This window comes from Pseudomonas rhizoryzae (genome assembly GCF_005250615.1).
GTDB lineage: Bacteria > Pseudomonadota > Gammaproteobacteria > Pseudomonadales > Pseudomonadaceae > Chryseomonas > Chryseomonas rhizoryzae.
Genome location: NZ_SULM01000032.1, coordinates 1 through 5,026, shown reverse-complemented (window position 1 = coordinate 5,026; position 5,026 = coordinate 1). Strand labels below are relative to the sequence as shown.

5 protein-coding genes and 3 pseudogenes are annotated in these 5,026 nt (G+C 51.2%); 1 reads left to right on the top strand and 7 read right to left on the bottom strand.

What is annotated here, in order from left to right; all coding sequences use genetic code 11:
* From FAZ11_RS24455 to FAZ11_RS25675, 3 genes and pseudogenes are all read right to left on the bottom strand, one after another.
* A pseudogene (locus FAZ11_RS24455) lies at window positions 1–437 on the bottom strand (RHS repeat domain-containing protein); the annotation flags it as partial.
* 118 nt (window positions 438–555) lie between these two features.
* Window positions 556–957, bottom strand: coding sequence for a hypothetical protein (locus FAZ11_RS24450; protein WP_058772168.1), 402 nt, complete (start codon window positions 955–957; stop codon window positions 556–558).
* A pseudogene (locus tag FAZ11_RS25675) lies at window positions 957–1,682 on the bottom strand (RHS repeat-associated core domain-containing protein); the annotation flags it as partial. The gene FAZ11_RS24450 and the pseudogene FAZ11_RS25675, both read right to left, overlap by 1 nt.
* Here FAZ11_RS25675 and FAZ11_RS24835 point away from each other — a divergent pair.
* Entirely contained in the window at window positions 1,605–1,907 is a 303-nt protein-coding gene (locus FAZ11_RS24835) for a hypothetical protein (protein ID WP_167497032.1), read from the top strand. The pseudogene FAZ11_RS25675 and the gene FAZ11_RS24835 sit on opposite strands and share 78 nt — an antisense overlap.
* 322 nt (window positions 1,908–2,229) lie before the next feature.
* Here the strand turns inward: FAZ11_RS24835 and FAZ11_RS24440 are convergent, their stop codons facing one another.
* The 4 genes and pseudogenes from FAZ11_RS24440 to FAZ11_RS24425 all read right to left on the bottom strand — a co-directional run.
* On the bottom strand, window positions 2,230–2,652 hold the full coding sequence (locus FAZ11_RS24440) for a hypothetical protein (protein ID WP_081049637.1): 423 nt from the start codon (window positions 2,650–2,652) through the stop codon (window positions 2,230–2,232).
* Between the two features lie 10 nt (window positions 2,653–2,662).
* Window positions 2,663–3,820, bottom strand: a pseudogene (locus tag FAZ11_RS24435) (RHS repeat domain-containing protein); the annotation flags it as partial.
* Between the two features lie 152 nt (window positions 3,821–3,972).
* Window positions 3,973–4,362: a hypothetical protein gene (locus tag FAZ11_RS24430; RefSeq protein WP_137279398.1), complete on the bottom strand. Its 390-nt coding sequence runs from the start codon at window positions 4,360–4,362 to the stop codon at window positions 3,973–3,975.
* A partial coding sequence (locus FAZ11_RS24425) for an RHS repeat-associated core domain-containing protein (RefSeq protein WP_193557486.1) occupies window positions 4,349–5,026 on the bottom strand: 678 nt, incomplete at its 5' end. The genes FAZ11_RS24425 and FAZ11_RS24430, both read right to left, overlap by 14 nt.

Sequence of the window (5,026 nt, the reverse complement as noted above, 5' to 3'; positions counted from 1 at the left end):
TAGTGGAGGCCGGTTTCGGGGTCGTGGTATTGGCCCTGGAAGCGCAGGGGTTGGGCGATCTGCTCGACGTCTAGGCGGGCCAGGTTGCCGTAGGCGCGATAGCGGGCGGACCAGGCGAGGGTGCCGCTGGCGTCGGTGAGTTCCTGGGGTGTACCGAGGTGGTTGAGATGGTAGTGGTAGGGCGTTACCGCCTGGGGGCCCTCGCCGACCAGTAGGGCCAGGGGGCGGAAGGTGCCGGGTTCGTAGAGGTAACTGCAGTAGCCGTCCGGCCCGCTTTCGGCGACCAGGCGGTCGCCTTGCCAGAGGAATTCGGTGGTGCGTCCGACGACGGTCTTTGCGATGCGGCGGCCGAAGGCGTCGTAGCGGTAGTGGGTGGCCAGGGCCAGGGCTTGGGCGCGGCTACGGTGTTCGCGGACGAGTCTTCCCTGACGCTGCCGGCCTCGCGACTGCCCGGCAGGACGTTGACAGGATTCTCTTAAAGCATCAGATATCGAATCTCTGCCAAGATGGTCTCAAGGTGAAGTTCCTAAAAGTTCTATGTTTGATCGCACCTTCTTAGTTTTTTCTCTTGCGGAAATAAGATAGCCATTTTTTAAAGAATTCGACTTGAATGTCAGGGTCTATGGCTTCATCTACCTGCGCTGGTGCGAATATATTAACGATGTCATCGCGTCGTGCCGGCTTTCCCAGCTGCAGCTCATAAGCGGCTAGTCCGTTAGACATTTGGCTGGACATGCTTGAAGGATGAACATTCAATTGAGCACCTTTACATTGGAAGATAAACTCAGGGAGTTTTTTCCTGATTTTCATGAAGGCATCAAAAATGGTGCTGCCTTCACTGGTAATCTCCTTGCCGTCGCTAAGCCTTAAGTTCACAGTAGGAGGGTGTGTGATATAAAAAATAGTTAGCTTCTCCCGCTTTCCATCTTTTATAGCATCTACTTCGATCTTATCCATTACGGTTTCCTGTTAGGGTTTAGGACGGAGTATCCTACAGGGCTGCCGTCTTTATTTAGAGGGGTGGCCCCTAGAATCTCATGTTTTTTGACTCCGCCCTTAATCGCTATTTCCTGTTCCTCAGGGAAAGGTACTAGCCCTTCAAGTTCTCTATTTATGTCTTTTCCCTCGATTTTTCTTATCGTGTATAGGTATCCCTTTTTTGTCCTATAACTAGTGCCGAAATCAATTGCTACTTCTTGGTTTTTAGATGTGCTAACAAATATGCTCGGTGGGTTTTGAGCGTCAAATGTATGTGCCAATAGGTCTTCACTGGTGCCCCATGGTTGAAAGCCTTCATTAAAAACTATTTCTGGCTTTCTCGTATCGCCACGGTACAAATACTCACTATTTCCTGCGCCATGTGATGGCACCCTAGGCTCGCCGGTATTAACCGCTGGTGGAGTGTCCTGTCTTCCGTTTTCACCACTAGGACACTGCCCCTGAACATTCGCCAACCCCAGCGGATCCACCCAGCCGGTGGGATTGGGCGCATAGCGATAGCTGTTCAACCCACCCGCCAACCGGATGGGGTCAGGGGTGATGAAGCTCCCCGTCTCCGGATGATAGTAGCGGTGGCGGTTGTAGTGGAGGCCGGTTTCGGGGTCGTGGTATTGGCCCTGGAAGCGCAGGGGTTGGGCGATCTGCTCGATGTCCAGGCGGGCGAGGTTGCCGTGGGCGTCGTAGTCCAGGTGGCGATCACCGTGCAGCACCGGGCGGTTACCCTGGATGCTGCTGGCCTCGCCGCCGCCCAGCAGGTGCCGGCCGGGTCATGGGCGAAGGATTCCGGCAGTTCGCCGTTCAAGGCGAACAAGCGATTCGCTAAGAGCCCGTTGATCTATTTCTTTTCGAATTTTAAAGAACGAAGTAGAACTTTTTGTTATTTTAGTCTATTCGTTATTGTGTCCTGAAGAGAAACAAAGTTTCCATTATGAATTATGATCCCTGCGAATAGCTCTATGTCGATATGCTTAATTCGCGGTGGCATAGACAGCCAACGGTCCCAGTATCATCGGCAGGTCCACCGATGGAAGTCGGTTCCTACATTGACAAGTACGCCTACTACAAATCCGGCCCTTCCTTAATTTGGTGCGACGTCCAGACGATGGAAAGGAATGAACCGCTAAATAGCTGAGTCCTGGCTTTGGTAGGACTGACTCAGCGTTTTGATCATTATTGGTTTTGGGTTTTAACTGTTTCTTATTTTTGTGGGGTGATGTCCGTCCTGAGCTTTCACCAAGTGGTAGGGTCCTCGGATGCGGCTTTTTGGAGGTCTTCCTTCCATTCCTCCCATGCATATCTATAGATGTCTTCGAAGAAGCTGCGCGGAGAATCTATTTCGTTGTTGTCCCAGGCGATGGAGGTATGATCTTCGCAAGTTATATAAGGGTCAAAAAAACGTTCGAAGTCATAGTCTGATTGCTGTAGGCATGATTTTAATTCTTCTATGAGTAAAAATCTGTGCCTATAAGAAAGGTGTTCTTTTTCTGGTAGGATATATTTTTTTATTATTTCCTCTCTGTCTTTTTTATCGTTTGGATTGTATTTGCAGAGTTCCTCGCCAAGAGTCTCCTCTCTGTAATAGATTTCTATTCCTGCTAATAGCCAACTTACAGTTGGCTGGTAAGGTATATCAAGGTCTGGGTCTTTTAGCATTTTTATAACTTTAGTCGCTAGGAAATGCGGTGAAGGGGCGGTCAGGATTTTTGGAGTCAAATTTTACTTCTGTGCTGTTCATTGTTTCGTTAAGTGAAGGGTTTTGAATGTCCTTTTTGTTTGGCCTGTAACTTCTTCCGGAGTTGGGGTATTCCATTTTTAATATTGGATTTTGGTTTGAGTCTTTCCCGTTGCTTGTGGCTAAATTCCTGGTTTTTCTTGTTAGGGCTTCATTAAGTGTGTTCAGCTGAATTTTCCATGAATGGAATTGAGAGCTTTTGTTGATTTTTGATTTTTTCCCAGTAATAGGGTCAGTTCCATCAATTGCACGTTGTCTCATCACAACATCAGGAATCTCAGGCCCGTGCTTGCCAATGGTATGCATGTTGTACTTCTTCTCAATCTCATACACCCGCCGTTTAGCATTTTGTTCGGATAGTTCCTCGATCCGGGCGCGACGTTGCTCAGCGGTGAGCTGCGGGTCGGGTGCTCCAGGCTCGCCGGTGTTAACCGCTGGTGGAGTGTCCTGTCTTCCGGTTTCACCACCCGGACACTGCCCCTTAACATTCGCCAACCCCAGCGGATCCACCCAGCCGGTGGGGTTGGGCGCATAGCGATAGCTGTTCAACCCGCCCGCCAACCGGATGGGATCAGGGGTGATGAAGCTCCCCGTCTCTGGATGATAGTAGCGGTGGCGGTTGTAGTGGAGGCCGGTTTCGGGGTCGTGGTATTGGCCCTGGAAGCGCAGGGGTTGGGCGATCTGCTCGATGTCCAGGCGGGCCAGGTTGCCGTAGGCGCGATAGCGGGCGGACCAGGCGAGGGTGCCGCTGGCGTCGGTGAGTTCCTGGGGAGTGCCGAGGTGGTCGAGGTGGTAGTGGTAGGGCGTTACCGCCTCGGGGCCTTCGCCGACCAGTAGGGCCAGGGGACGGGAGGTGCCGGGTTCGTAGAGGTAACTGCGGTAGCCGTTCGGACCGCTTTCGGCGACCAGGCGGTCGCCTTGCCAGAGGAATTCGGTGGTGCGTCCGGCGACGGTCTTGGCGATGCGGCGGCCGAAGGCGTCGTAGCGTTAGTGGGCTTCGCTGCTATCGGGCAGGGTGGCCAGGATAAGGCGGTGCTGGCTGTCGTAGCGGTAGTGAGTGATTAGCGCCTGAGCGCGGACGAGGTTGCCCTGAATGCTTATGGTCAATCCGTCTAGGCCGCCAGCTCTTCGAGCACTTGGCTAAGCTGCTGACAGGAGCTTGTGGTGATTGGGAGTTATTTAATGAATTTGCTAGCAGCTACATTGCCGAATAGTATTTCTATGGATTATTTAATGTCAATTCATTCATTGCCTTCTTCATAGCCTTCAATTTTCGCTAATAGCAACTCTTCGTACTGAATTTTTAAGCTGCACTTCGAGCTGCTTTCAAGGCTTATTCGGTTTTTTTCCAATAAAAAGCTGATACAACCATTGGCAGGAAGGTTTTCTATTTTTATGCTTTTTGTTCTTACTAGGTAGATTCTAAATCTAAAGTAATCATAGCTTTTTTCCAGCCACCTTTTGGGGGTTTTCATGCCTTTAAGGGGGGCGTAAAAATCGAGGTAAGTGGAGGTTTTTTTTACGTAAATATTTTCTAGATATATAGTCGAAGGATAGCTTTCTCCGAATATGCTTTCGTATTCTTTCGATGCCGCGACTGTAATTAGCTCTTTAAATTCATTTGAAGACATAGTGTTTGGCGATGGCTTCCAGTTTAAGGGTTTTGGTTCTATAGCCGTTTCCAGTTGCTGGGTTGTACTCTCTTACATTAAAGTGCGGCTGTCCAGCGGCCGTTTCAGCAGGGAACTCTATGTGGCCCCTAGAATGTTCTTGAATTACAACATTTTCACCATGGATGTTTTGATAGTGATACTCACGGGTTAAGACGGGTCTGTGGTTCTCGTAAACTGTTTCGCCCGCGCGCTCTAATTCTACTCTGCCTATTTTTAAGGGTGGGGCTGTCACAGGAATGCCGGCATCTTGTTTTGCTTTTCGAAACGCCTCTCTCCTTGAGTCGTAGTACTTGTCCTCTCTTTTACCGCTATCGAGCCCCGGACACTGCCCCCTGACATTCGCCAACCCCAGTGGATCCACCCAGCCGGTGGGGTTGGGCGCATAGCGATAGCTGTTCAACCCACCCGCCAACCGGATGGGGTCAGGGGTGATGAAGCTACCTGTCTCTGGATGATAGTAGCGGTGGCGGTTGTAGTGGAGGCCGGTTTCGGGGTCGTGGTATTGGCCCTGGAAGCGCAGGGGTTGGGCGATCTGCTCGACGTCTAGGCGGGCCAGGTTGCCGTAGGCGCGATAGCGGGCGGACCAGGCGAGGGTGCCGCTGGCGTCGGTGAGTTCCTGGGG

Bases quoted from the DNA above. Each gene is read 5' to 3' on its own strand.
- FAZ11_RS24450 (WP_058772168.1), bottom strand. From the start codon at position 957: ATGGATAAGATCGAAGTAGATGCTATAAAAGATGGAAAGCGGGAGAAG.
- FAZ11_RS24440 (WP_081049637.1), bottom strand. From the start codon at position 2,652: ATGCTAAAAGACCCAGACCTTGATATACCTTACCAGCCAACTGTAAGT.
- FAZ11_RS24430 (WP_137279398.1), bottom strand. From the start codon at position 4,362: ATGTCTTCAAATGAATTTAAAGAGCTAATTACAGTCGCGGCATCGAAA.